Raw genomic sequence first — 26,548 nt, 5'->3', positions numbered from 1 at the left:
TGCCTTTGAGCCGGACGGCGACGCGGGGAGCCGAGCCTTCGTTGCGAAACACCCCGGCCACTTCGTTCAAATTATTCATCACTACGTCCAGGTCCCCGTCATTGTCCAGGTCCGCCAGCGCCATGCCGTGTGAGACGCTCTTGGCGTCGAAGCCCCACGCGACGCTAACGTCCTCGAACGTCAAGTCGCCAAGGTTCCGGAAAGCGACGTTAGGCGAATCCAGCCGTGGAAACATTTTGCGCAACGCCAACTGCTCCGGAATGGACAGTTTCTTCGCGGCTTTCACGGCTTCCGCGCGTCGGGCGACGTCCGCGTTCATCATTTCGAGTTCGTGGCCGGTGGTGATGAGCAGATCCTCGTACCCGTCCAGATCGACATCGAGAAAGGTTGGACTCCAAGACCATTCCGAAGCCTGGACGTTGCTAAACTGCGCGATTTCGGCGTAGGTGCCGTCGCCGTGATTGAAGAACAGCGTGTTCCGGGAGTACTGGGGCCGATTGTCGATTTCCCCGACTTTCGAAAACACCGACATGATGTCCCCGATCTGGATGTGCCGCTTGGGATGAAACCGGCTCAGCATGTCCGCGACGAAGATTTCGTCATAACCGTCGCGGTCCAAGTCCGCGAAATCCACGCCCATTGAGAACTGACATGTATTCCGAAGGGCCAGGCGCGAGACGGCTTGAAATCGCGTGCCTCCAAGGTTGATCCATATTCGATCCGGCGAACTGAAGTCGTTGCAGACGTAGAAATCAGGAAGACCATCGCCATTGATATCGCGGAACATCACGGAGAGTCCCCAGTCGTAGGGCGGGATGCTCAAGGGCTGGCCGTCTTCGTCCAGGAAATTGCCCTGAGTAAACGGGATGGAAACGAATTTGCCGTTGCCGTCGTTCCGAAAAAGCGCGTCCACCTCGCCGTGCTCGACAATCTTCCTGTTATAGTCCAGCGAATATCTTCCCACCAAGTCCGGTTCAGCCGCAGATCGACCGTCCACCGTCATGACGACGAGTTTCCCATTGGCGTCCGGCTTGACGTGCATGCGAGTGTTGGGCATGTCGCGGATGGTCGTCGTGCGGTAATTCGCAATGTAAAGGTCGAGGTCTCCGTCGCCATCGATATCAGCCAGGGCGAGCGACATGGCGCCGCGGGCGGGGTTCAGAGGTGTTGGAGAGGGCAGGGGAGTGAACCGTCCCTTGCCGTCGTTGAGGAAGATGCGCGTTCCGCCACCGACGGAATTGACGATCAAGTCCAGGTCGAGGTCCCCATCTAGATCGGCGAAGCAAGCCCCCGTGGCGTCGAGGTCCGCGCACGCGACTCCCGCGGAGGAAGTGATGTCCGTGAAGCGCCAGTCGCCGCGATTGCGATACAGCACATTCGGCCCGTCGAGACCGCAGAAGTAGAGATCGCACCAACCGTCGCCATCGACGTCACCGGAGGCGACCCCGGAGCCGTTCAGATAAATCTGGTTCGTGACATAGCGGCTTTGCGCCAGGCGATTTGTGAATGCGACGCCGGTGAGATTGGATGGAAGTCGTGTGAAGCCTGGCTTGCCTCCGGCGGGCGGCGTTAGCTGTGCGGTTCTGTACCCCGCGTGCGATTGCCAATGGGAGGCGTGGGTAGCCAAAACGAAGACCAGAAGGGACCAGAATGGGTGAAGCACGGTGAGGGTTGTTAGCCGAAGGAATTCGGTCGAAGACTTGATAAAGGCTCGCAGATCGACTGAAAGTCGGCGGCGCGGCAGCGCAGCCCTACCGCGCTCATGGGAAAGATTCCACTGGCCTTGGCCGCGATAAGCTGATCTCTCGTTTTCGTCCATCAGCAAATCACGGCGGTTTTTGAGGCGCGCCGGCTAGTGATGTGTCTCACAAATGGCTGGAGTTATGCCGCAAGGGATTTTGGCCTCCCGCGAGGCGCGAGCGAGGCGCATACCCCTGGTGGGTCTGTAAGGCGCGAGCAACGAATCGGGAGGCCAAAAGACCTGCGGCCCGAAGGGTCGCGCCGAAAACGGTCTGGAGCTGCGTTGCTCCTCGGTCGCAGAACACTGGGGCTATGCTCCCTCGTCGCGCCTTGCCCCAGGCCGTTTTGGGCGCAACATAACTCCAGCCATTTGTGAAACACATCACTAGACTTTGCCTTTGCCGTAGTAAACCAACTCGAAAAACAGCGCGGTTTGCTCGCCGCCCTCGACACGTGCCGGGATCTTAAGAATCACGCTTTTGTGCTCCGGGGCCGGTTCGTTCATTTTCGGCGCTTCGCTCCCGACCGACGAAACAGGCCGGAGACTGAGAATGACGGGGTGATCCGATGGAGTGCCGGACCGGCTGGCTCTAACCAGCGTCTTGTAGTCGGTGATTCCGTCCGGTTTGACGTCCTTCTTGGCTGTGACCAGCACGGCGAAATAGTTGAACTCGGAAGTGCCCAGATGATTGCCGTCCTGGGGCTGCAGGCCGAAGCGCATCGTGTACACTCCCGCAAAGAGTTCGGCGTCTTTGTAGTCTCGCGTGTCGCTGCCGACGGCCACGACGCCGAGCAGCGTGCTTTGCTTGATGGCGTCCATGGCGGCCGAGGGAGAGGCAGGTTCCGATTGCAGGGGAACCTCAGCGCTCAGCCAGAATTCAAACGCCGCTTTGTCGCCGTCGAGCAACTGAATGGCGGTCGGTTGGAGGGTTTTTCGAATCGACTCATCGATTGCGCTCGGCGGATCCTTTTTCACCACTTTGAGCGCCAGTCCTCCGGCCTGCAGCGCGCTGGTCTGGCAAAGGCACGCGAGCGCAGCGAATAGACGCAGAGTGCTCAAGCTTCGTTTCATGTCCGGTCAGTCAGTTTACAGATAGAGAATTCTCGGTCCGATTTGGACGCGGAACGCTAAAACAAACAGGCCGGAAACGCAATCGTTTCCGGCCTGTTGAAGAAGGAATAGGACCTTATCGGGTGAACGTTCCAAGGAACGCGCTTCGCGCGCCGATGGATTTCCACGTCAGGCCCAGACCGGTGCCGGTGTAGCTGGCGACTTCGGTGTAGGCGGGATGGGCGGTCACGTCGGCGAGCGGCGGATAAAACGTTTCTTCGTTGCCGCAGACGTGATCTTCGTCACCGAAACAACGGGTGGAGATGGCGACGAGGCCCGGTACCTTCACCGAGGCACAACCCGCTTTTCCGCAACCTCCGACGTTCATCTCGATGGACGAGGTCTTGACTTCCGTCACCTCCGAGATCAACCGGCCCGCCATCGACTTCGCCAGATCGGTGAGCGCGAATATCTGTTGCGCGTCCGCCCGGGAATCGACGATGAGCACGGCCTTGCCTGTGCGAGGTTGATAGCGCAAGTCGCCGAGCGTGTCATCGGTCTGAACGACAGCGATGACATTCATGCCGTCCAGCGCCGTGCCGCGCCAGACGCCCTGGCGAATCTTCCACACCAGGATGGCTTCCTTGCCGGTCAGCCCCATTTCTGCGTTGGCAAAACAGGGGCCCGTGAAGACGTCGCACGACCGCACTTCGAGGTATTCACCGGAAATGGTCGGGGACGTTTGTTTGGCGGCGGCCACAGAAATCGCCATGGCGGCGAGCAGCGCGCCGGTCAGAAGTGTTTTTCGCATAGTAAGTCCTGTGAGTTGCTCTGAACGAATTAGTCGTCAAGGCTAACTTATATGGCAGGACCTTCCGGCGCAACATTCCTTTTTGCCGACGGGCTGGCCGTCCGGGCCGAAGCTCTCGTGGGTCTGCCCGCACCAGAAGAGGCCGCTGGAGAATTCGTCATCCTCCTGGCCCAAATCCTGGTGGAACATTTCCTTGCTGCGCAGATGCCGGCAGGGAACGCGGATATTGAAACTGTTTTCTTCGTTGTTCATGCATTCCTCCCTCAGGCGATTCCAGCCGCGGCCAGGATCGCGCGTTTGACGGCGACTTTGACCAGTTGCACTTTGTAGCCGTTTCCACTGAGCGGTTTCGCGCCCTGCGCCGCGGCTTCGCCGCATCTTGCTGCGAGCGCGGCATCCACTCTGCCGGACAAGGCGCCGCTGGCGCCCGCCGAAGGCCAGGGCGTTGGAGCAACGTGGCCGAGAACGACGCTGGCGTTGGAGGCGGCGCCGCCTTTCGACTCGAACGCGACTGTCGCCGTGACGTACGGCCAATCGAGACCATACCGGTGGCGAACTTCATAGGTCGCGTTTTTCAAGCCGCGGACGGGAATCTCAATGTCGGTTACGATTTCGTTTGGCCTGAGCGCAGTCTCGCGTTCATTCTCCGCTTTGGGAGTGCGGAAGAAGTCTTTGGCCGCGATGGACCGCGTGCTTTTGTTTGGCCCGGCGACTTTGATCGTCGCGCCCAACGCGGTCAGCGCGGGGCCAAGGCTGGAAGCGCTCACGAAATAGGCCGGCCCTTCGTTGCCGAAGATGGCGTGGTATCGGTTGTCACCGTCCTTCACGAGCGAGGCGTCCCCCTGCTTTCCGAACAAACCGAAACCATTCCGGTAGTACCAGCAACGCGGACGCTGGCAGAGGTCTCCGCCAACCGTGCCCACCGAAATAATCTGGGGGCTGCCGATGCTCTTCACTGCCGTCACCAGCGCCGGGAAGTTTTCTTTGATCCCGGAATGCGCCGCCAACTCGGAGAGCGTCGTCATTGCGCCGACGCGCGCGACTTTGTTCTGAATTTTGATTCCCTTCAGCGCCGAGATGTTTCTCAAACTGACGACGCGTTTGGGCGCGGTGATGTGCTGTTTCAGCGAAGTCACCAGGTCGGTGCCTCCGGCGAGGATTTCGGTTTCGCCCCATTGCTCCGCCAACAGCGCGGCGGCGGCGTCCAGTTTGGTCGGGGCTGCGTATTCAAATGATTTCATTATACAATGCCTCCTTTCTGCAACGCCGCGATCACGCGGTCAGGAGTTAATGGCAAGTGCGGGACGCGTACGCCGCAGGCGTTGGCGACCGCGTTGGCGATGGCCGCACCGGGTGAGATCACGGGCGGTTCGCCCAATCCAATCACACCCCGGTCTTCGTAAGCTTTGCTCGTCATCATGTGAACCTTCAGCTTTCCGACGTCTTTCAAGCCGGCGAGGCGATAGAATTCCATGTCCGCATTCAGCATGCGACCGGTCTTGAAGTCATAGACCGCTTCTTCGTAGATCGCATAGGCGATCCCCATGATCATCGAACCATAGACCTGGCTTTCGGCGGTCTTGAGGTCAATGATCAAGCCGCAGTCCTGCACGCCCACCATTTCGTTGACGGTCACGACGCCGGTCTCGATATCGACCGACACATCGGCCATTTGCACGCCGCCGACGCCCTGACTGATGAAGCCTTGCTGTTCGCTGGGGCCGGGATCGTTCAGGCCGCGTTTGGTGATGGAATTCACACCGAGAAGCGCGCACGCGTTTTTCCACGCGATACGGTTGTTTGGCTTGTCGATCTGGCGAATGTAACCGTCGCTCGCTTCGAGGGCATCTGCTTGCACGCCGAGCTTCGGAGCAACGACGGCCAACAGCGCATTCAAAGCATCCGTGCTCGCCAACCGCGAAGCGGTTGAAACACCGCCCACGGTAGTGCTTCCACCCGATCCGCCTGAAGCCGGGTAACTATTCCGCCCGATCTCAACCTTCACGGCTTCCAGAGGCAATCCGAGGGTTTCGGCGACCACGATTGCAATAACCGTTCGCGTGCCGACTCCCAGATCCTGCGACCCGGTTTTCGCTTCCACAGAGCCGTCCGGATTGATGGTCACGTCGCATTCGGATCGATGGCCACGACCGCCCCAGGTGTGCATGGACATGCCAAGGCCGCGTTTGATAGAGCCGGGCTTCGGGTCGCCGCGCAAATGAGCCTTTTGTTTGTAGCCAATCAAGTCGGCAGCAATGTTGAGCTCTTCCTTGTACACATCGGGACGCGCGGTGAGTTCGGCGTTCTTCAGGAAAAACTGCAGTTCGTCCATCTTCAGCGCAGCGGCCGTGTCGGCAAACGCAGACATGGTCAGGAAGCACTGTTGCGGGTGATTGGGCGCGCGCCACGCCGCAGCCGGACCGCGGTTGGTGGCAATTCGTTTCACGCTCAGCCGGATGTTGGGAATCTTGTCTATGACGTAAGGGACTTGCTGCGGGATGCCACCGCCCGGACCTGCCGTGCCCCAAACTTCGGCATCGATGGCGGTGATAGTGCCGTCCTTCGCCGCGCCGACTTTGATCTTGGCGTAAGCCGACGGCCGATTTCCCGCGATCATCAACTCTTCATCGCGGTCCAGCATGAGTTTCACGGGACGACCGGCCTGTTTGGAGAGCGCGGTGCTCGCGACGCCCCAGGTTCCCGGATTGAATTTGGAACCGAAACCGCCACCCATGTGCTGGCAATCCACATGAATGCTGCTTCGCTGCAATCCACCGGAAGCGTCCGTCATGCTCACGTCCGCGTAGCTGGACACCGCCTGAGTCGAAGGCCAAAGGGTGAGCTTGCCGTCGTTCAGTTCCGCAACCTGTCCGTGGGATTCAAGGCAACAATGGGTAATGACGGGGATGCCGTATTCGCCTTCGATCTTCACGTCCGCCTTGGCCAGGGCTTCCTCGACGTTTCCGACGTTGCGTCCGCCGGGCTGGCCTTGGAAGAGTTGAGGATCCCGGTCGTTGGCTTGATGCGGCATCGGGACATACTGAACTTTGACTCGAGAGGCCGCTTCTTTAGCGATCTCTTCGGTGTCCGCCGCGATGGCGGCGACGATCTGGCCGACGTACTGGATTTTCCCATTCCCGGCCTGGTCTTTGCCGATTGAATTGGGATTCTCCCAGGTCGCCTGGACACCCGGTAGGCTCTTCGCGCCGCTGAAATCGACGCTGACCGCTTCCGCGCGGGCGTGAGGTGAAGTAATCAATTTCGCCCAGAGCATTCCGGGGCGATTGATGTCGTAGGCGTATTTAGCCGCGCCGGTGGCCTTGGCCGGGCCGTCGAGGCGGTCGATGCGCTTGCCGATGAGTTTGCGCTTATCTTGCGCAGGCCATTTTGCAGTAGCCATTAGGCGCCTCCTTTCATGCTCTTCGATGCTTCGACGACGGCTTCTGCCATGTGGGTGTAGGTTCCGCAGCGGCAAAGGTTGCCGCCGAGGCCCGCCTGCGCGTGTTCGAGCGTGGGGTTAGGATTCAATCTGAGGAACGCGGTGCTTGCGACGACGAAACCCGGCGTGCAAAAACCGCACTGTTGCGCGTCGTGTTTCACGAACGCCTTCTGGACTGCGCTCATCCTGGCAGGTGTGCCCAGACCCTCGATGGTCGTGATAGCGCGGCCTTCGGCCTCGATCGCGAGCATCGAACACGAATAGACCGGATGGCCATCCACGATGACCGTGCAAGCGCCACACGTGCCGCGGTCGCACACTTTCTTGGAGCCGGTGAGATCGAGACGATTGCGCAAGGCATCGAGCAGCGTGACACGCGGTTCGACGCTGAGTTTCTGATTCTTGCCGTTGATTTTTAGGGTGATGGGGATTTCGCCGGGGCCCTGGATTGCTGATCCTCGTGCCGCTGCTTCCGCCGAGGGAACAGCAGGGGACAACAGGCCTGTGGCCATGCTGCCGACGCTGAGGCCTTTGAGGAAGCCGCGCCTGGAGACTCCGGAGACTTGGGACGGTTCGAGTTTTTCGGACATGGTCGCCTTTCTTTTGGATAGGTGCTACGCCGAGCCAGAAGTTGGCTATCGAACGCTGCCGACGACAGCACGCCTGGTTCGCGCGAAATCTTGGCTAATTCAGTGTGAGAGGTTTCTAACACCGGGCCCTGGACCGCGCAAGGTTTTTTGGATTTCACGCCCGGATGTCGTCTTCGCGGCAACGATGCGCGGAGGCGTGGATCAGTCACAAGACGTTAATCAGCGGCGGGAATCAGATGGGAGTTCAGCGCGGCGTATCCTTGTTGATAGCCGCCTCGCGCCGTTTCAGCGGACTGGAGGCAATCAAGAGACTGCGTTCGCGCAACTGTTCCAGCAACTTGACCTTGTCGGAAAAAGGCAGCGCGGAAAGCTTGCGACGCATAACCCGCTTGCTTTCCAGGATTCCTCGCAGTCGTTCGCTCATGAATTGTCTTTGAGAAATTTATCGCCGAATCGCGGTGAAAACCACGCTGGCTCAGGGCACGCTCCACGAAACCAGCATACTCCTGAAACTGGAGCTCGGTAGCTCTCACGTCTTTGTCGCCGGGCAAAATAACGAATGACACTGGGGCGTTGGTCGTCTGTGCCGCCAACCCATTCACGGAAACACGGTATCGTTGACGCTGCGGCGTGGTCGCGCAGCCCGACAAGATCACTGCGGCAACAACCGAGGCGAGAATGACGATGTTCTTCATGGCGTGAGAGGGCTAACGTCCAAGCTCAGCGACGGCCTCGGCGGCGGCGGTGGAGCGCACGGAGCGCTCACGAATTTCCGCGATGCTCGAACGGACGGCGGAGAAGCCGTTCGCTGCAGCGCCTCGGCATCCGCTACCTGATCGGCGGCGGCGGTGGGCCATGGTGTATCCGCACATCTGGCTGCGGTCGCGCTGCTCGTTTCCGCTTCAACTCAGCATTCGCTGCGACAAGGCGCTGATCCTCCTTCTGAAGAGTCTCTATCGTGCTCATCTGCCGAGAAAGAGCCTGATCCTGCCTCTCCGAGGATGCTTGATATGCCTCCACCTGCTCGCGAACGAGAGCCAATTGGTTACGAAGCGCTGTACTAACCGGAGGCTGAGTGTTTTCGATTATGAGGTCATCGAGCTTCTGGAATTGGTCAATCATGCCCATAGTGAAATATTGCCGACAGTGTTAATAGACGCAGTGCAGTTGCGGTTTATCAGGACGAGGCGTTAAGGATACTCCACTGCGCTTTTGTCCGGTCCAATAAATCGCTTTGGCTTGACGTTGGCACAAAGTAAGTGTGTGAGCTGGAGCCGTCAAGGAGAAGGCCGGTCCAGAATTCCGAGACGGAACGCTCCGGATAAACCGCAGTGGATTGCGCTTTATCCGGTGACGATTGGACCGGCCAAAGCGCAAGAGAATCGGAGCGACACGAATGTCGGCGTTACGCGGCTGCAACGTGAGTGGATTGAGTGGAACGGAATTTTCTTTGGACGCCGGGCGCTTTCTGAGAAATTGCCGCAGCTATGTTGTCTTCGGCGAGCGGGGCCTCGACGCCAACGGGCGGGAATCTGGACGCGTGGTTCAAGCCGCAACGATTTGCCGGCCTGCTGGCGCTTTTGGTCCTGGCCGCTTTTCCGGATGTCATCTTCGGCTCGCGGACTTTCTTCCATCGGGATTTTGCGATCTTTGGTTATCCGCTGGCCCACTTTCATCGGGAGAGCTTGTGGCAAGGGGAAATCCCGTTGTGGAATCCGTTCAACAATTGCGGCCTGCCTTTTCTGGCGCAGTGGAACACGATGACGCTGTATCCGCTGTCGCTGTTCTATGTGCTCTTTCCGTTGTCCTTGTCGCTGGGCGTTTTCTGCGTGCTGCACCTTTATCTGGCCGGGATCGGAATGTATTTTCTTGGCTTTCAGTGGACCGGAAATCGGTTGGCGGCAGCGGTGGCGGGAATTGCCTTCGCTTTCAATGGACTCACGTTGAGTTGCCTGAAATGGCCGAATAACATCGCCGCGCTCGCCTGGATGCCCATTGTGGTCCTGCTCGCGCAAAAGGCGTGGCGCCAGGGGAGACGCGCGATCCTTCTGGCCTCCCTGGCCGGCGCCGCGCAGATGTTGACGGGTGGTCCGGAAATCATTCTGTTCACCTGGGTGATCGTTTCTGTGCTGTGGATCGCCGATCTGGTTGGATCAAGGGATTCTCGCCCTCTTCACGAAAGGGAGGAGAGGTCAGGGGAGCGGAGGTCGGACGGAATTGGCGCTGAATCTCCTCGCATCGATTCGCGAGGCAAGATGCCTCTCGAACCGGCAGGCTGGAAGCCTGCCCTACGTGGGCGCAAACGCGTCTTCCTCAGATTCGCCGGCATCCTTTTTCTTATCGCAGGCCTCACCGCGGCGCAGATGTTGCCGTTTTTCGATTTGCTCGCGCATTCGCAGCGCGACGCGGAATACAGCGATACGTCGTGGCCGATGCCACTGTGGGGTTGGACCAATTTCCTCGTCCCGCTCTTCCGATGTTTTCCTTCGTACCACGGCGTGTTTGCTCAGCACGGCCAATACTGGGTTTCGTCGTATTACGCCGGAATTGGCGTGCTCCTGCTTGCGGGAGTGGGGTTCGCAAGAATCCGTGATGCGAGGCTCTGGGTTTTGACGGGGATGATGATTCTGAGTTTGGCGCTGGCGCTGGGGGACCCAGGTTATCTTTACCGAGTTCTGCGGGAGTTGTTTCCGCCGCTCCAAATCGTCCGCTTTCCCATCAAGTTCGTGGTGATCGCAAGTTTTGCCTTGCCGCTGTTGGCGGCGTTCGGAATTCAAGCACTGCGGAATGCGTCGAGTCGAGATGGGAGTCGTTGCCAGGAAGCGGACGGAGAAACCGAGCGACTCCTCACCCCGGCCCTCTCCTCGACCGAGGAGGAGAGGGAGAAGAACGCAGATCGGGTCAACGGCGCAACGCGTAAGCGTGACTCGGCGCCGTCAGGGCACCGCGAAACGCTTCTCATTCCAATGGTGCTCTTCGGCGCAACCTGCCTCGTGCTCATCGGCGCGATCCTTTGGTTTGCGCGCACACATCCTCTGCCGACCGACCAGTGGACAGCCACCTGGCAAAGCGGACTCAGCCGAGGGGGCTTGCTGGTCCTGATCATGGCAGCGACGGCAGGCCTTGGCTCGCGCTGGTGGGGGGCTTCTCCGATTCCGAGCCTGAGTTTAGTCGCGCTGCTCTGGCTGGATGCGATGACGCACGCGCCGCGCTTGAATCCCACGATCGAGCCGTCGGTGTATGAGGCCAGTCTCGCGAAGGACCATTTGAAGCTCGCGCCCGAACCGAAGCTGGGCGAATCGCGCGCCATGATCAGTCCGCTCGCCGACTTTCGGCTGAACCATCTCGCGATCACGAACGCGGTCGATGACGTGCTTTACAGCCGGCTGTCGTTGTTTGCGAATGCCAACTTGCTCGATTCGATCCCCAAACTGGACGGGTTCTTTTCGTTGTACGTGCGGGAGGAAAGCCGCGTGCGCGCCCTTCTCTACGCGACGACGAATGCCTCGGTTCCGGCGCTGGAAACTTTTCTGGGAGTCTCCCAATTCACGGCGGAAGACAAAGTCATTCATTGGAAGCCGCGGAGAAACTTTCTGGCTTTCGCGACTGGCGGGCAAACGCCTGTTTTCGCGGACGACACGGAGATTCTTCGCGCGATGGCCGCGCCGGGTTTCGACGCCGCGCGCAGCGTGTATTTGCCAACACCAGCGAGCGCGCAAACCGCCGTGACAAATTCCGCGGGCGTGCAGGTTCAAGTAACGCAAATCCGCGCTCACGAGATCCTCCTGACTGTTGAAGCCGACGCGCCTGCGTGGGTGGTCGTTGCGCAGGCGTTTTATCATCCGTGGAAGGCCTACGTTGATGGAAAACCCGCGAAGTTGTGGCGGGCGAACTACGCCTTTCAAGCTGTCGAGGTGCCGGCGGGGCGCCACGCCGTGCAAATGGAATACGTGGACAATGCCTTCCGTGCCGGCACGGCGCTTTCGGTGCTGAGCCTGCTGGCTTGCGCGTGGCTGTGGATGAAGTGGAGCCTGACTTGAAATGTGAGGCCTCATTGTTGCCCGGTGGTAGCGCAGATTTTCAATCTGCCGTATCGCGGAATTGCATTCCACCAGAGCCCGGAAACCTCCAACGCCCTGGAACTCGCCGGAGCGCCGCCGATTGCAAATCGGCGATGCAGCAGAGTTCAACTCTGCGCTGCCGGCTCGCCGGACAAAACCGAGGCGTTATCTTGAAATGAAACGAGCCGCCTCCACTCAGTTGAACCGCGAAGGCACGCCAATGAACGCCAATGAAATCAAAGATGCTTGGTTCACTCCGGCGCGCTTCGCCCTGTTGCTCGCGCTCGCCATCGTCTGCGCTTTTCCCAAGGTCGCGCTGGGAATCCACACTTTTTTTTATCGCGACTTCGGCGTGTTGGCTTACCCCATGATCTTCTATCATCACGAGAGTTTTTGGCGTGGGGAATGGCCGCTTTGGAATCCGCTCAGCAACTGTGGCGCGCCGTTCCTCGCCCAGTGGGGAACGATGGCGCTGTATCCCTTCTCGTTATTCTATGTGGTGCTGCCGTTGCCGTGGTCGCTGAATTTCTTTTGCCTCGCGCACTTGTTCTGGGCCGGGCTGGGGATGTATTTTCTGGCGTTCCGATGGACAGAGCATCGATTGAGTGCGAGCGTGGCCGGCGTGGCGTTTGTCTTTAATGGCATCACGCTATCCTGCCTGAACTGGCCGAACTACGCCGTCGCGTTGGGCTGGATGCCGTGGGTTGTGCTGTGGACCGAACGCGCCTGGCGCGAAGGCGGAAGGACACTGATCGTGGCGGCTTCGGCCGCGACCATGCAATTGCTGGCGGGCGTTCCCGAAATCGTCCTGCTCACCTGGCTACTCTTATTGGTTCTCTGGACCGCAGACTCCCGGATCGTTCATCGCCGTTTGCAGTGGCTGCGTCGCGCGTTTCGAATGGCGCCTTCCCCCTCACCATTTCCCTCTCCCTCAGGGAGAGGGGAAAATACATCCCGCGCTTGCAGCGACCTGGCACGTTCGACTTCTCAAAGCGTCGAAGTCAATGCTCCCTCTCTCCAAGGGAGAGGGCAGGGTGAGGGGGAAGGCGTGTTCCACATCCACGACAGCTCAGCCGCCGACGGTAACGGTGGTTCAGCCTGGCTTCACATAGTGCGACCCGCTGTGGTTGTTCTGCTGGTGTGCGGATTATCTGCCGCGCAATTGCTGCCTTTCTTCGACTTGCTCGCTCACTCCCAGCGCAGCGCGGAATTCGCGACCGCGAAGTGGTCGATGCCGCCCTGGGGATGGGCGAACCTTGTCTTCCCGCTCTTCCGCTGTTTTCTCACACCGCAAGGAATCTTCTTTCAGATGGGGCAGGAATTCATGACCTCGACCTATCTCGGCGTCACGGCGCTGCTCCTGGGATTATTTGCAGTTTGCGTTGTTAGAGGCCGGCGGATCTGGCTGCTCGCGGGCCTGGCTCTGTTCTCGCTGCTGATGGCCTTGGGAGAAAACGGATTTCTTTACCTCTGGGTTAAGACCGCCGTCCCGCTCCTGGGTTTTGCGCGTTACCCAATCAAGTTTGTCGTGCTGACTGCTTTCGCCGTTCCGTTGCTGGCGGCGTTCGCGGTGAAATGGATTGCCGGGAGCGCTAAGGAAGGAGAGTCGGAAGCACCGCGGATTTCGCGGATGACGCCGATGAGCGCAGAACGGGCGCCATCGCCGGATGTTAATCCACGCCCATCCGTGCTATCCGCGGTCCCGAACGGATCGCAGTTCATGGGCGCGTCCAGGCGACTTCTTTTTCTTTTGAGCGCAGGACTGTTCATCACAATTGCGCTGCTCGTCGAATTTACGCGGCAGTTCCCGACGATCTATGACCACTGGCCGGCGGTGTTGCGCTGCGGGGTTTGGCGAGCCGCTTTCCTGGTCGCGAGCGTTGGATTGTTGTTTGCCTTGGGCCGCGTTCGTCAGTCGCTTTGGCGATGCGCGACGGGATTTGGACTCTTAAGTTTGCTCTTCGTGGACGCGTTGACCCACGTCCCAAACCAGAATCCGACGCTCCCGACGTACGCGCTGGCGCCCGGTCTGTTCGAGTTGCAGCACAAAACGCCGCCGCCTCGCCACGGAGAGGGCCGGGTGATGATCAGTCCGCACGCCGAGCAACATCTTCTCTTGAGCCGCGTCGCTGATCGGCAAAGCGATCTTCTGGGCAAGCGCCTGGCGCTCTGGTCCAATCTCAACTTGCTCGAAGGCGCGCCGAAAGTGAACGGCTCGTCCACGCTTCAAGTTCGGGAACAGGCGGAAGTGCAATCGCTGCTGTATGCTTCGACCAACGCGGATTGGCCGGGTCTCGCCGATTTCCTGGCCGTGTCGCTCGCGACGGCTCCGGGAGAAGTTGTGGAATGGACCAAGCGTCCGACTGCTTTGCCGCTTGTCACGGGTGGGCAACGGCCCGTTTTTGCAGATGCCGCGCAAACGCTCCGCGGCCTGACCAATGCCAACTTCAGGCCAAACGAGATCGTCTATCTGCCGCTGGAAGCTCGATCTTTTGTTACCGCGACCAATCAAACGGACATCCGGATCACGTCGAGCAAGATAGCAAGTCAGAGGATTGAATTGGAGGTTGAGGCCAGGCAGTCGGGCTGGGTAGTCGTGGCGCAAACCCATTATCCCGCCTGGCGAGCCACGGTGGATGGAAACGCCACCCGACTCTGGCGCGCCAACCACGCGTTCCAGGCCCTCGAAGTGCCGCCGGGTACGCATCGGATCACGCTGGTTTACCGCGACCGCGCCTTTCAAGTTGGTGCTTCAGTTTCGCTCGCGACGCTGGTGGGGTGCGTTGCCGTCTGGCGACGTAAGAGTCAGCCATTGCTTGGAGGGCACGCAAGAATACCGTAACTTCACTGAATTCCCGATTTCCCGGTCTTGTCGCATCCGTGGCGGTGTGATTATCTTGATTTGGACAGGTCATGACGATCCATCAGGCGAAAGGGCTTGAATTCCTGTCGTCGTCGTCGGCTCGCTGCACAATCAGCTTTCCACGGGATAACAAATCGACCGGGATTTGCAGCCTTTCTTCCAACGCCCGGCCTTCGAGCCGGAGAATCGCATCACCGAGTTTGACCGAATGCGCCTTCACTACGTGGCGTTTTCCCGCCCGGAGACGGTGTTGCTCCTCACTTGCCCGACGCCTACGAAGTCGAGTTCTGTAACGAGCGCGGCGAAACCTACGCCGAACTGGCCTTGCGCGGCGACCAAATTGTCCCGTTGCACACGAAGGGCAAGCCCCTCTCCACGGCTCTGGTGGAAGCCTCCGGCCGATGAGCGTGCGACATGGGCGTGGCCGCGGCTCGGAGCGCGGACGTCCTCGTCCGCAGCAACTCGGACTTCCACGTAGCGTTCGGAATTCCACCGCGCCGTCGTGTTGGCGGAAGCGCTGCGGGCGGGGACGCCCGCGGTCCGACGCTCTGGATTCGCGCTTGGCCGGGCGTGGAATGGCGGCTATCTTACCGTGCGATGAACTGGACAGAAACCATCCAACGTTGGCGGCAGTTGTCCTCCGAGGCACGCGAGCGGATTCGCTGGGAGCGCATTCCGCGTCAGGTTGCTTTGTCGATGGCTTTCGAGCGGGAACCGGTTGAGTTGTCATGGCTCCAGACACTACACCCGCCAGGCGCCGCCCCGCCCCGGAGGGCTGGGGCGATTTCGCTTTCTGGCTTCGTTTCTCCTCAGTCGCAGAGCCCTGGCTATGCTCCTTCGTCGTGCCTTGCCAGAAAGCGAAATCACCTCCAGCAAAACCGGAATTTATTTTTGCACAGACCCTAAGAACGTGAAATGAACCCGTTGAGCCAGGAGAAGATCGATGCCATTGCGGCAGTTTGCCGACGTTATGGAGTCAGCCGGCTGGAATCATTTGGTTCGGCGTGCACGGATGATTTCGACCCCAATCGGAGCGACCTCGATTTCCTGGTGGAGTTCCCGCCGGGATCGGACCTCGGTCCCTGGCTTGCGCGATTTTTGGAACTGAAGGAGGCGCTGACGCAACTGTTGGGTCGTCCGGTGGACATTGTGATGGGCTCCGCGCTGCGCAATCCTTGGTTTCGCCGCGAGGCCGCCAAGACTCGCCGGGTGGTTTACGATGCATCCCAAATGCCCCAAATGGCTTCATGACATTCTCGATGGGTGCGAACTGATCGAGAGCGCGACACGTGGACGTTCCCTTGCGGAGTATGAAGCCGATCGCCTGCTTCGGTCGGCGGTCGAGCGGAACTTCGAGATCATCGGGGAGGCGTTGAACCGAATCCACAAGGTCGATGAGGCCACGGCGGCTCGCATTCCGGAGCATCGGGCGATCGTAGGCTTTCGAAACATTCTGATTCACGGCTATGACGCCGTGGACCACGACCGAGTGTGGCACATCATTCAAACAGACGTGCCGCGTTTGCGAGGCCAGGTGCGTGCGTTGCTGGCCGAAGTCGAGCCCTGAGTTGCCGGTACGGCCGCCAGCATCATCGCTTACGACAAAGACCTGCCGGAGATTCCAGGCCGGTGTCCCTGGCTGAAGCCGGATTCGTTTCTGGTCAAGGATGCGAAGTCCGAGACCGGTTGGAGTGTGGACAAGTCCGGCCGGCGGCCGAGCAAGCTGCTGTTGATTGCCAAGCTGCGGAAGGCGGTGGACAAGTGGCGGACCGAAGGTTTCCCCGGTGCGTCGGAAGTGACGCTGCGCCTGTTCGGTTACTGGTTCGAGGAAGACCATGAGGTTGAGGGATTCGCTGTTCCGTTCCGCTTCCACTTCTGCCAGCGCAAGCGGGTATCCAAACAGACCGGCCAGGTCTGGCGCTTTCACCGTGTGGCTCAGGCCGAATTTGAAAGGGCTAAGTGGTCATGGGCATAAATACGATGACGATCCTCAAGCCTTTCCAAGTTCGCTCAACAAACCTTTAGAGCGTATGTCCGTTGGACGCGCTCAGACTGCAGGACGGAGAAGTTCCGACGGCATTGTAAGTGTAGCTGCCGCTGCCGGGGCACGCCGGGGCGCTCTTCATGAACGCGTTGATGGCGCTCTCAGAGCCGGCGGTCGAAGTGCCTTCGGTCTTCTTGTTTTCCAGCGCCCATTGTTCCTTCGCGCTGTCGATCTGTTTCAGGTTCTGAATACAGGCGTTCTTCTGGGCTGTGGTGCGCGCTTTCACGAAGTTGGGAATGGCGATGGCCGCCAAGAGGCCGATAATGGCCACGACGATCATGATTTCCACCAGGGTGAAGCCCCCCTTACGATGATTCTTGATTTGCATAGCTAGCCTTTCATTCGCGGCGTGAACATCGCAAAGGGCGGGTTAATATTAGTACGACTTTGCTGTTCACGAATTGCCCTTTGCTGACCGCTATCACCACTTTAGCAAAGGGAGTGCGAGAGTCAAATCTGAGAAAAGGTTCTTCGAATAACCCGGAATAACCCGACCGCTGAGTCAAGAATCTGGCGAAAGGAGCGCGGGCAGGCTGCCCGCCGGCTTTCTTCGAGATCTTCAGGCAGCCCGCGCGGGCAAACTGCCCGGGCTCCTTCTTGAATCAGCCGTGGGGTAACCCTCGATCAAGGTGGGGCGAGACTCCTGCCGAGCAGTTCAGACGTTAGAAATGGGGGTTGCGACTGCTAACGCCGCCCACGATTTCAAAGATGCCGAACGCGGCTTTTGTATTTGGAAAGCAGTTTCTCATTGTGCTCGTCCCCATCGCTGTTGCTGCTGATGTAAATCTCCGGGGCGGCGCCCTGTTGCAGCGCGTTTTCAATTCCCTGGACGATGATCGCATTCACGATCAACGCGCCCGTCACTGTGGACGTGGGGCCAACCCGCGAAGGCATGCCGGGCAATTCAAGGCAGGCATCGCCCGACGCCGCGCAGTTGTCTATGGCGAGGTCCGCCACGTCGGCGAGCGACTTGCCCGAGGGATGACGCGACGGCCATTGGCGGCCGTGAGCCAGGCTGGCGATGGCGATGACTTTGAGACCACGGGCGCGCGCTTCCAGGGCCATCTCGATGGGGACGGCGTTGCGCCCTGAATTGGAAGCGATGATCAATGCATCGCCGCGCGCGATAGGATACAGCGCGAGCAATTGCGCGGCGTAACCTTCCTTCCGCTCCTGCCACGTCGCCTCGATTGCATTTTCATGAAGCATCAATTTGGGATCCAGCACGGGCACGCCCCGAACCAGGCCGCCGGCGCGGAAGAAAATTTCCTCGGCCAACGCGTGCGAATGCCCGGTGCCAAACGCGTAGAGCCAGTGATCGTTTGCGAGGGCCTCTCCTACCCAGGCCGCGGCTTGCTCGATCTTGCACCACTCGGAACGGCGCAGTTGCTCCAGTTGGGCCAGGACCGTGTCGAAGTAACGGTTCATTGTCTTCATAAGCGTTTTCCGAGATAGGTTCGGCGCATCACCACAGAATGTCGCCGGGTGATTCAACGCGAAGCGCGAGGCCGAACGCAACCGGAAAACCCCGTGCGGAAAAATCGGTGAAGGTGGGGCGAGACTCCCGCCGAGCCGTTCATCGATAGGAATTGGCTCGTGAGGACACTCGCCCTACCTTCACCGGGTAGCACGTTGCTTCTCTGAACTCTCCTTGCGTTGTCAGAAAGCCAGGATCGGACGGGTACCAAATACGAAGAAGACAACAAGGCCCGTGGCAACGATCACGGCGAAACCGGCCATCAACCGAAGGTAAAACGCGGGTTGCCGGCTCAAGTAGGCCAGCCCCGATTTCAGCACGGCATTGGCGGCGGCCGCGAGAATGATGCAGAGCACCGCGTCATGCGCCGCGGTTTTGTTCTCACCGAATGACGCCGCGAGCGAAAGCAAAACCGCATCCGTATCGATCAACCCGCCCAGCGCCGACGTGATCAGTTGGCCGATCTGGCCAAAGAAGTAACTCCCCGCGCGGGTCAAAAACAAGATTCCTGTGAACACCACGCCGAATTTGAGCGCCGGACCCAGCGTCAGCGGGTTCTTGAATCCAGCCGACGTGTCTCGGGCCGCGGCGCCTGCTCCCGGCCGGACCAGAATCGCTGACGACACCAACCCGGCCAGCATCATCGCCCAGAGCGGCAACAGCGCCGCCTGCGCGAGGGCCGGACTGATAAAGGCGACGATGAGCAGCAACCGGGGATATTGGATTGAATTGGCCAGCAGCGCCGCGCCCGCCAATGGCAGCGCCGCTTGCGGCGATTCGGCGACGAGCTTCGACACGCCCCCCGTGTAAGCCGTCGTTGAGGCCAACCCTCCGACAATCGCCGTGACGGTGATCTAGATCAAACTCAGCCATGATAACACCCTCGACTAAGGAAACTCGGATCGGAGCGCATGTCCGGCGCGCTTGTCCACTCCCCATCTTCCAAAATCAAGCCCGGCGCCGCGGAGCACAAAAGGAGGCAGAGAGCCCGTGAGGGGAGCAGTTTCATATCGCTGTGTTCTACCCTGCCTAAAATAAGGCCGCTCCGCCACTTCGCCTTGACCGGCATCAAGTCATCGGCAGGAACTGCTGAAATCTGTTCAGCTTCCACGCGCGCATCCAGGAAAACAATTGGTGGCGCTGCCGGGCGTTCCAGGGACGGCCCTTGAAACCTTCGATGACGCCGCCGTGGAAGGTGTGGCCACTCATGCGACGGTTTCATTCGATGACGCGCATCTGCAGGGCGTCCACAATCCGGTCGTCGGCCTCGACGGCGCCCACAATGACGATGGTATTGCCTTTCTGCAGGCACCCATGACCCACCAGCGTCTGAATCGCGTGGCTCATCGTTTCCGCCGGATCGACGTGATCGAACGGGACGACGAAAGGAGTGACGCCCCAGTTGATGGCGAGGGACAAGGCGACGGCCTCGCGCTCGCAAACCGCGTAAATACGGGAATGGCGCGGCCGCATCCAGGACGTGTAACGCGCCATGTTGCCGTGCAGCGTGAACACGAGAATCGCTTCAGCCTTCAGTTCGTTGGCCATGACCACCGCGCTCTTCACCATTTTCTGGCGCGCGGTGGTGAGTTCGGCTTTGTCCTGATAATTGGCGCCGCCGCTTCGTTCGATGCGCCGCGCGATGCGGTCAAAGACTTCAACGCAGCGCAGCGGATATTTGCCAACGGTCGTCTCTCCGCTCAGCATGATCGCGTCCGATTGCTCGAACACGGCGTTGGCGACGTCGGTGATTTCTGCGCGAGTCGGGGAAGGGTTTTCGATCATGCTTTCCAGCATGTGCGTCGCGACGATGACGGGCCGCCCCACGCGAAGGCAAGTTTTGACGGCCTTGCGCTGGATGATCGGAAGCTCCTCGTAAGGGCACTCGATGCCCAAATCCCCGCGCGCGACCATGACCGCATCCGCCTCGCGAATGATTTCGTCGAGATTCTGCACCGCTTGCTGGTCTTCGATCTTGGCGATGACGAGCGGGCGGCGGGCGGCCGGTTCGATCACGGCGCGCAATTGCTGGAGGTCCTTGGCTTCGCGGACGAAGGACAGGGCCAGGAAATCCACGCCGACGTCCAGGCCCGCCGCGACGTCCGCCAGATCCTTCGCGGTCAGCGCGGGCAAGCTGACTTTGACGCCGGGCAAGTTGATGTGCCTCCGACTGCCGAGTGTGCCGGGCGTCAGCACTTCACACTCAATTCTGTTGGCGAACTTGGTGAGAACCTTCATCTCGATGGCGCCGTTGTCGATCAACACCACGTCATCGACGCTGATGTCGTTCACGAAATTCTCGTAATTGACATCGACCGAGTGCAGTTCCTCGCTTTTTTCGCCGCGCACGGTAAGCGTGAATTTTTGGCCAGGCTTAAGGTCCAGGGCCGCCGGCAAATCTCCGGTGCGGATGGCGGGGCCTTGCGTGTCCATGAGAATGCCGACGCATTGGTTCCTCGCCGCCGCTTCGGTTCGGATGATCTTGACGATCTTTCTGACCCAGGAATGCGTCGCGTGCGACATGTTGAGCCGGGCGATGTTCATCCCGGCGTCGATAAGCTGGCCGATCACTTCGGGGGATTCAGTGGCCGGGCCGAGCGTGGCGATGATCTTGGTCTTGCGCATACGCGAAGTGGCCGAAGCGAAGAAAAGGGGACTTGAGAATCTGCGTTACTCCGCCTTGGTTCCCGTCATCTCGCCAAGCAGTTTGAAGAAAGCGCGCTTGCGCTCGCTGGAAATGCCCCAGTTGACCGGGACGCTCTGGTAGCCTTCGTCGAAACCCTCGCCTTTCATGCGGAAATCGAAGAAGCCCCAGGACGCGTATTCGCTCACGGCGGCGATGAAGTTGTTGCGCGGTTGGTCGAAATCAAAGTGGTCGTCTTCGTTGAACAAGATCGGCTGGCCGCGGTAGCCGGGCACAGCGCGGGTCTGCCGGACCATCTCCGCGATGCGTTCGGGTTTGCTCACGCCGTTGCCATGCAACAGCAGGAAATCCGCGCTGCGCACGACGTTTTCCTTGGGCACGGCGTTTCCGCCGTAGGAAGTGCTGACGTAGAGGCGGCGGCCCTGACGCGCAACCTTTTTGACGCGCTCGATCAATTCGTGCACGCGGTCCGGCTTTAGAATCTCGTGATCGTAGCGGACGTTGCACTCGTTGTTGATCTCGACGAGCACGTTTCGGTAGCCGCGCTCGAAGAGCCACTGGGTTGCGCCGTCGGTCGCGCGCAGCACGGCGGCTTCATCCTTTAGGCGTTGATCCTGACCAAAGTAAAAGTAGCCGAGGATCACGGCCATGCCCAGTTCATCGGCCCGGTTGAGGATGCGCTCCAGGCGGCGCATGAAATCGGGCCGCAGCGCGCCGTCCTCAGTGATGGCGGAGTTGTGCCACGGCTGGTCCCGCGAGTAACCCTGGGGCGAACCGCCCTGCAGATTGATGGTGAAGCAAAGAAGCCCGTGCCGGCGCCAGGCAGGCATGGCGGCGATGAACTCGCGGGTGTTGCGTTCGGCGTCCCATTGGCCTTTGTCGGGATAGGCCCACTGGCGCGCGGTCTCCGGATTCAAATCATCGAAGATGCCTTGCACCATCCGCGAGTTCATGAGCAGGCCTTCGATTTTGTGGCCGTTCCACGTGCGACCCGCGTAGGCGGGTCGGCCATTGATGTGGAAGGCGCCGTTCACGATGCTGACGACCGTCTTGCGCACCACCTGTTCCGCGCCCGCTGGAGATTGACCAAAAGTCGGGCATGGGGTTCGTAGAAAAAGCGTGAAGGAGATGGCCAACCAGGCAGGACTAACGGAGTGTTTCATTCTGGAGAGTCAATCAGTTGTGTCGTCGGGAATCAACCGGTTCTGCGGTTCTGCTCAATCCAAGAATTACATGTTCTGGGACCACGGATGCCAGGGATCCCGTTGACGACAGATCGACCGGAGAACCGTAGCGCAGATTTTCAATCTGCGGTATCGCCGATTTCCAATCGGCAGGGCGCCGGCAAGTCCCAGCGTGCTCGGATCGGGAGACGCCCCGCAGAATACAATTCTGCGATACGGCAGAGTGCAACTCTGCGCTACGAGCTTTGTCGTCCATCCCACGGTCTGATCAGTAATCTAAAGGCCACGGTCCGAAGAGACGGTTCCTGAGAAGCCTCGACGATTCGCAAATCGCGCATTGGCGCCTGAGCCGACTCGGACCGGTTCATTGGGAAGGCCCAAGACGCGAGGCATCGGAATGGGGACGGACCAATCAGCCGGCGAACTCCCGGCGAGCGGCAATGGGCCAGATCTCTTCCACCTTGTCGCCGCGCGTGGCGTAGATGCGGTCGTAAAGATTCACCGTGGGATCGCAGTGCGACACGATGAACTCCAGCCGGTCTCCAATCTGCGGCAGCTTCGCGCCGGGCGCGACTGTGATCGCGCCGAATTCATCTCCAAACCGCCGATAAGAAATGCCCGGCCACGATCTGGGTTCCGGCTTTTCCTGAACATCGGTGGCAAACGCCTTGATGCCGGCATCCACGGAAACTTGATCCGAGTGCGTGGCATTCACGACCGTCGTGAGGACAGTCAGGCTGGGATGAAAATCCGTATAGGTCTCGCTCCCGTTCTTGCCGCCGATCACGCGGTAGTTCACATCCATGAAGACGTAAGAACCGACCTGCAGTTCGGTCAACGTGCCGGCGTCGATGTTGTAAGTGCCGGTGCTGCCGCCCGACAGAATCCCCATGTCGAAGCCTTCCTTGCTCAGCAGACTGCGGGTTTCAACGGCCTTTGCCAAAACGCCTCGGGAAGTCTTTTCGCGTTCGGCAAAACCGCGCACATGCGTGGAAGCGCCGGAATAAGCCTGCGTCCCGCGCAAGCGCAGCCGCCGGCATTTCGCGATCTGGCGGGCCAGTTCCAGCGCCGGTTGACCAGGCAAGATTCCCGTGCGCCGATCGCCCACATCGATGTCGATCAAAAGGTCAAGACTGACGCCGCGATGTTCGGCGGCTTCCGCGAGCAACGCGACCTCGCGCGCGTGTCCGACGGCCAGCATGAGTCCGCGACCCTTGCGTGCCAGGTCGATCATGCGACCGATCTTGTTCTGATCCACGATGGGCGAAGTCAGGTGGACGCCGGAAATTCCAGCCGCCACCATCGCCTCGGCTTCCGGCACGGTCGCGACGCAGATGCCCCGCGCGCCAGCAGCCATTTGCCGCCGCGCAATCTCCGGGCATTTGTGGGTTTTGGCGTGCGGGCGAAACCCGCAGCCGGCTTGCTTGCAATGCTCGGCGAGGAATCTGACGTTCGCCTCAAATAGGTCGAGATCGACCAGCAGTGCAGGCGTTGGCAGATCGGCTTTCTTAAGTCCTTTGGCAGGTAACTTCGTTTTGACGGCGGCAGCTTGAGGCTTGGGACTGAGGACTGAGATCAAACTCACCCCCAGACCAGCGGCAAGAAAGGAGCGACGAGGAGTTTTCATATTATAATGCCAGAACACGGCTGTGCAGCAGCACAGCCCTGCCACGAAATCGGCGTCACGCGAGAAGTTTTCCGACAACTTCACCGGCCACATCCGTCAGGCGGAAGTCGCGGCCTTGGAAACGATAGGTCAACTTCGTGTGATCAAAGCCGAGCAGATGGAGAATTGTGGCGTGCAGATCATTGACGTGGACTTTATCGACGGTGGCGTTAAAACCGAATTGATCCGATTCGCCGAGAGTGAGGCCGGGCTTCACGCCGCCGCCCGCCAGCCACATCGTGAAGCAGTTCGGGTGATGATCCCGTCCGTCGTCTCCGCCTTGGACCATCGGCGTGCGACCGAACTCGCCGCCCCAGATCACCAGCGTGTCATCCAGCAGACCGCGTTGCTTGAGGTCGGCAATCAACGCGGCGCTGGGTTTGTCCGTGTCGCGGCAATTTCGTTCGAGGTCTCGCTTCAAGTTGCCATGTTGATCCCATGCTTCATGGAAAATCTCCACGAAGCGGACGCCATGCTCGACGAGCCGGCGGGCAAGCAAGCAAGCGTTCGCGTACGTGCCTTTGCCCGGTTCCGCGCCGTACATGTCCAGAATATGTTTCGGCTCTTTGGTGATATCCATCAGCTCCGGCGCGGTGAGCTGCATTCGATACGCCAGCTCGAACGAATTGATGCGCGTGGCAATTTCCGGATCGCCCACGACGTCGAGGCGTTTTTGGTTCAACCGTTTGATGGCGTCGAGCGAATTGCGCTGAAGGGTTTGGTCCACGCCTTTGGGATTGGAAAGATAAAGGACCGGATCACCGACGCTGCGGAACAGCACGCCTTGATAGACCGATGGCAGAAAGCCCGCGCCCCAATTGGACGCGCCGCCGCTCGGCCCTTTAGAGCCCGTGCTGAAAACCACGAACGCCGGCAAATCCTGCGTCTCGCTGCCCAGGCCATAGCTCGCCCAGGCGCCCAGGCTCGGCCGGCCGAATTGCTGCGAACCGGTGTTCATCTGAATTTGGCCGGGCGCATGATTGAATGCGTCGGTGTGCATCGACTTCACGATGGCGAGGTCATCGACGATCTGGCCGAGGTAAGGGAGAAGTTCGGAGAGTTCCGCGCCGCATTGGCCGCGCTTGCCGAATTTGAATTTCGGTCCGAGCAGCTTCGAGCTGGGGTTAATGAACGCCGCGCGGTAGTCCTTCACCAGGTCCGCGGGCGGAAGCTTGCCATTCCAAGCGGCGAGTTCGGGCTTATAGTCGAACAACTCCAGATGGCTCGGCGCGCCGGCCATAAAGAGGTAAATGACTCGTTTGGCTCTCGGAACGTAGTGCGGTTGCTTCGGCGCGAGCGGATTCAGTGCGGCAGGCGCAGCCCAGCCGCTCTCGCGGAACGAATGGCCGAGGGCGATCGCGCCCAGGCCAACGCCGCATTGCTGGAAAAACCAGCGGCGCGTCACGAGTTTCGGATCTTGTCCTCGATAGAGGTGGGATTGGCAGTTCATGGCCAAGAGCGGTCTAGGTTAGATCGATGGTTATCTCGTAGCGTTTGAACGACATCGTCCTGGTTCATGTGAGCGACCAATTCGCAGGGCAGCTTTTCAGAGTCGAGCCATGCCAGCGCTGGATCGGGAACAATAAAAGTCCGGTTTCGCAGCCCAACGATCTTGCCGCGCAACATGAGACCATGCAGAGCCTTAGCCGACACTTCGCGCGAAGGAAAATGGACCTTAGCGTATTTCATTTGGTGCCAAGATATCGGTGCGGATTGAACCGGTCAACGGCGGCGCCATTTCACGCGAAGCCGCAAACTCGAAACCAAACAGGGCACTCCAGTTCACATCCTGGCAATGGTCACGGCAGTTCATGACTCGTCTCCATAAGGCGGACGGCTTCGCCCGATCTTCACGCCGTGGGCGCGAGCGGTTTTGCGCATCCAGGCCAGATAACGATGCCGCTCCTCTTTGGTCATATCCAGATTGACCCGCGCCAGTTCTTCGCCGAAGGCTCGCACATGGTAGTCGCGCTCGATTTCGCGGATGCGCGCGAGCTGTTCTTTGGTCCACGGGGGCAACCGATATGTCAGCGGGGCTCGCTTCATGTGTTCAACCACTCGAAGTATATCATCACGTCTGGCAGCCAGGTCAACGCGTTCTCAGGAACCAGACTGGATTCGACCAGCGCGGCTTTGGCTTCGGCAAAGTATTTTTGCAGGCCATACGTCTTCAGCGGGTTTTCCGGCAGATGCAGGCCGGCGCACTCCACGCGCACGGCGTGTTCCGGTTTGAGCGGTAGCGCCTTTCCTGCACGCGCCCTTCGCACAGCAGAAACGTAGGCGCGAAGGTGATGCTGAAGGATATGAATGCGCCGGCGATCGAGTTCTTCCCACAGTTTTCGCTCCGCGTTAAGGGCGCCGGCGAGCTGAGTATCGTTCTTCAGCGCGAGGGCTAGAGCCGGACGGCTGGCCGCAAGGTCCCGCGGGCAGCGATGTTCCTCCAGCATCTCCAGCAAGGTGTCGGCTTCGAAGATGTGCAGCCAGCCGCGTTCATCGTCCGCCTCAATCATCCGCACTCCGAGGGCAGTCACGAACGCCCAGTCCTTATCGCGATTGGTGCGCTTCATTGCCGCCACCGTGTGCGCGCCGGCGTATAAACCGAAGATGTCCTGCGGCCACGGCGAAGATTCACGCAACGCGTGCCCGAAGACGTCCAGCGTCGTGACATTGGGCTGCGTGTCCCATTGAAAATGGCTGATCCACCCGCCGTGATGCCAGCGGGCATCCAGGGGCGGACTGATGTTGCCGCGATAATGGCAGGGCTGGCCGTCGATCTTGGTTTCGGCCAGCAAGTCGAGCAACACGGGAAACGAACCGGGGTGACAAAGCAAATCGCAATCCTGAGTCGTTTCCGCGACACCGTAATGAACGCAAGCCAGCCCGCTCGTGATGGCGCAGATGACCCCGCGCGCCCGGAGTTTTCGCACCAGGTCCTCGTAGAAGAGCAGTTGGTCGGTGTCGGTCATCCAGCAGGGCCA

24 protein-coding genes are annotated in these 26,548 nt (G+C 59.8%); 6 read left to right on the top strand and 18 right to left on the bottom strand.

Annotated features, from left to right (window positions below):
* The 8 genes from FJ398_05890 to FJ398_05855 form a co-directional block, all read right to left on the bottom strand.
* A partial coding sequence (locus tag FJ398_05890; GenBank protein MBM3837481.1) for a VCBS repeat-containing protein occupies positions 1–1,819 on the bottom strand: 1,819 nt, incomplete at its 3' end.
* Between the two features lie 306 nt (positions 1,820–2,125).
* The gene (locus FJ398_05885; GenBank protein MBM3837480.1) at positions 2,126–2,812 is read right to left on the bottom strand and encodes a hypothetical protein; all 687 of its coding nucleotides are present in this window, start codon (positions 2,810–2,812) and stop codon (positions 2,126–2,128) included.
* A gap of 115 nt (positions 2,813–2,927) precedes the next feature.
* Entirely contained in the window at positions 2,928–3,602 is a 675-nt protein-coding gene (locus tag FJ398_05880) for a DUF1326 domain-containing protein (GenBank protein ID MBM3837479.1), read from the bottom strand.
* A 42-nt stretch (positions 3,603–3,644) separates the two neighbouring features.
* Positions 3,645–3,854 (bottom strand): hypothetical protein, encoded by a 210-nt coding sequence (locus FJ398_05875; protein ID MBM3837478.1) that lies wholly within the window; start codon positions 3,852–3,854, stop codon positions 3,645–3,647.
* Positions 3,855–3,865: 11 nt separating this feature from the next.
* Positions 3,866–4,843: a molybdopterin dehydrogenase gene (locus tag FJ398_05870; protein MBM3837477.1), complete on the bottom strand. Its 978-nt coding sequence runs from the start codon at positions 4,841–4,843 to the stop codon at positions 3,866–3,868.
* Positions 4,843–7,002, bottom strand: coding sequence for a xanthine dehydrogenase family protein molybdopterin-binding subunit (locus FJ398_05865; GenBank protein MBM3837476.1), 2,160 nt, complete (start codon positions 7,000–7,002; stop codon positions 4,843–4,845). Before FJ398_05865 ends, FJ398_05870 begins: the two co-directional genes overlap by 1 nt.
* Positions 7,002–7,631: a (2Fe-2S)-binding protein gene (locus FJ398_05860; GenBank protein ID MBM3837475.1), complete on the bottom strand. Its 630-nt coding sequence runs from the start codon at positions 7,629–7,631 to the stop codon at positions 7,002–7,004. The genes FJ398_05865 and FJ398_05860 overlap by 1 nt, the downstream gene beginning before the upstream one ends.
* Before the next feature lie 215 nt (positions 7,632–7,846).
* Positions 7,847–8,326 carry a hypothetical protein gene (locus FJ398_05855; protein MBM3837474.1) on the bottom strand — a complete coding sequence of 160 codons (480 nt, stop codon included), beginning with the start codon at positions 8,324–8,326 and terminating at the stop codon, positions 7,847–7,849.
* A 792-nt stretch (positions 8,327–9,118) separates the two neighbouring features.
* On the opposite strand from FJ398_05855, the gene FJ398_05850 reads away from it, so the two are divergent.
* The 6 genes from FJ398_05850 (at position 9,119) to FJ398_05825 (ending at position 16,530) form a co-directional block, all read left to right on the top strand.
* A complete protein-coding gene (locus FJ398_05850; GenBank protein MBM3837473.1) occupies positions 9,119–11,671 on the top strand; it encodes a YfhO family protein in 2,553 nt (850 codons plus the stop codon).
* 196 nt (positions 11,672–11,867) lie between these two features.
* Complete coding sequence (locus FJ398_05845) at positions 11,868–14,534, top strand: hypothetical protein (protein MBM3837472.1); 2,667 nt, start codon at positions 11,868–11,870, stop codon at positions 14,532–14,534.
* A 282-nt stretch (positions 14,535–14,816) separates the two neighbouring features.
* On the top strand, positions 14,817–14,960 hold the full coding sequence (locus tag FJ398_05840) for a DUF4926 domain-containing protein (GenBank protein MBM3837471.1): 144 nt from the start codon (positions 14,817–14,819) through the stop codon (positions 14,958–14,960).
* Between the two features lie 510 nt (positions 14,961–15,470).
* Positions 15,471–15,806, top strand: a complete 336-nt coding sequence (locus FJ398_05835) for a DNA polymerase III subunit beta (protein MBM3837470.1) — start codon at positions 15,471–15,473, stop codon at positions 15,804–15,806.
* A complete protein-coding gene (locus FJ398_05830; GenBank protein MBM3837469.1) occupies positions 15,775–16,122 on the top strand; it encodes a DUF86 domain-containing protein in 348 nt (115 codons plus the stop codon). Before FJ398_05835 ends, FJ398_05830 begins: the two co-directional genes overlap by 32 nt.
* A gap of 126 nt (positions 16,123–16,248) precedes the next feature.
* Positions 16,249–16,530 (top strand): hypothetical protein, encoded by a 282-nt coding sequence (locus FJ398_05825; GenBank protein ID MBM3837468.1) that lies wholly within the window; start codon positions 16,249–16,251, stop codon positions 16,528–16,530.
* A gap of 46 nt (positions 16,531–16,576) precedes the next feature.
* Here FJ398_05825 and FJ398_05820 read toward each other — a convergent pair whose 3' ends face one another.
* From FJ398_05820 to FJ398_05775, 10 genes are all read right to left on the bottom strand, one after another.
* Complete coding sequence (locus FJ398_05820; GenBank protein MBM3837467.1) at positions 16,577–16,927, bottom strand: type II secretion system protein; 351 nt, start codon at positions 16,925–16,927, stop codon at positions 16,577–16,579.
* Positions 16,928–17,301: 374 nt separating this feature from the next.
* Positions 17,302–18,036: an SIS domain-containing protein gene (locus tag FJ398_05815; protein MBM3837466.1), complete on the bottom strand. Its 735-nt coding sequence runs from the start codon at positions 18,034–18,036 to the stop codon at positions 17,302–17,304.
* A 222-nt stretch (positions 18,037–18,258) separates the two neighbouring features.
* Positions 18,259–18,930 carry a DUF4010 domain-containing protein gene (locus tag FJ398_05810; protein ID MBM3837465.1) on the bottom strand — a complete coding sequence of 224 codons (672 nt, stop codon included), beginning with the start codon at positions 18,928–18,930 and terminating at the stop codon, positions 18,259–18,261.
* A 214-nt stretch (positions 18,931–19,144) separates the two neighbouring features.
* A complete protein-coding gene (locus FJ398_05805; GenBank protein MBM3837464.1) occupies positions 19,145–19,285 on the bottom strand; it encodes a hypothetical protein in 141 nt (46 codons plus the stop codon).
* Between the two features lie 9 nt (positions 19,286–19,294).
* Complete coding sequence (pyk, locus tag FJ398_05800) at positions 19,295–20,701, bottom strand: pyruvate kinase (GenBank protein MBM3837463.1); 1,407 nt, start codon at positions 20,699–20,701, stop codon at positions 19,295–19,297.
* Positions 20,702–20,746: 45 nt separating this feature from the next.
* Positions 20,747–21,781: a hypothetical protein gene (locus FJ398_05795; GenBank protein MBM3837462.1), complete on the bottom strand. Its 1,035-nt coding sequence runs from the start codon at positions 21,779–21,781 to the stop codon at positions 20,747–20,749.
* Positions 21,782–22,316: 535 nt separating this feature from the next.
* On the bottom strand, positions 22,317–23,624 hold the full coding sequence (locus FJ398_05790) for a DSD1 family PLP-dependent enzyme (protein MBM3837461.1): 1,308 nt from the start codon (positions 23,622–23,624) through the stop codon (positions 22,317–22,319).
* The gene (locus FJ398_05785; GenBank protein ID MBM3837460.1) at positions 23,587–25,020 is read right to left on the bottom strand and encodes a DUF1501 domain-containing protein; all 1,434 of its coding nucleotides are present in this window, start codon (positions 25,018–25,020) and stop codon (positions 23,587–23,589) included. The genes FJ398_05790 and FJ398_05785 overlap by 38 nt, the downstream gene beginning before the upstream one ends.
* A gap of 359 nt (positions 25,021–25,379) precedes the next feature.
* Entirely contained in the window at positions 25,380–25,616 is a 237-nt protein-coding gene (locus tag FJ398_05780) for a hypothetical protein (GenBank protein ID MBM3837459.1), read from the bottom strand.
* Complete coding sequence (locus tag FJ398_05775; GenBank protein ID MBM3837458.1) at positions 25,613–26,536, bottom strand: hypothetical protein; 924 nt, start codon at positions 26,534–26,536, stop codon at positions 25,613–25,615. Before FJ398_05775 ends, FJ398_05780 begins: the two co-directional genes overlap by 4 nt.
* Positions 26,537–26,548 lie beyond the last annotated feature (12 nt).

Source organism: Verrucomicrobiota bacterium (assembly GCA_016871535.1).
In the GTDB taxonomy this organism is placed as follows: domain Bacteria; phylum Verrucomicrobiota; class Verrucomicrobiia; order Limisphaerales; family SIBE01; genus VHCZ01.
Note: the sequence above shows the minus strand (reverse complement) of the source record. Positions and strands in the feature narration are given on the sequence as shown.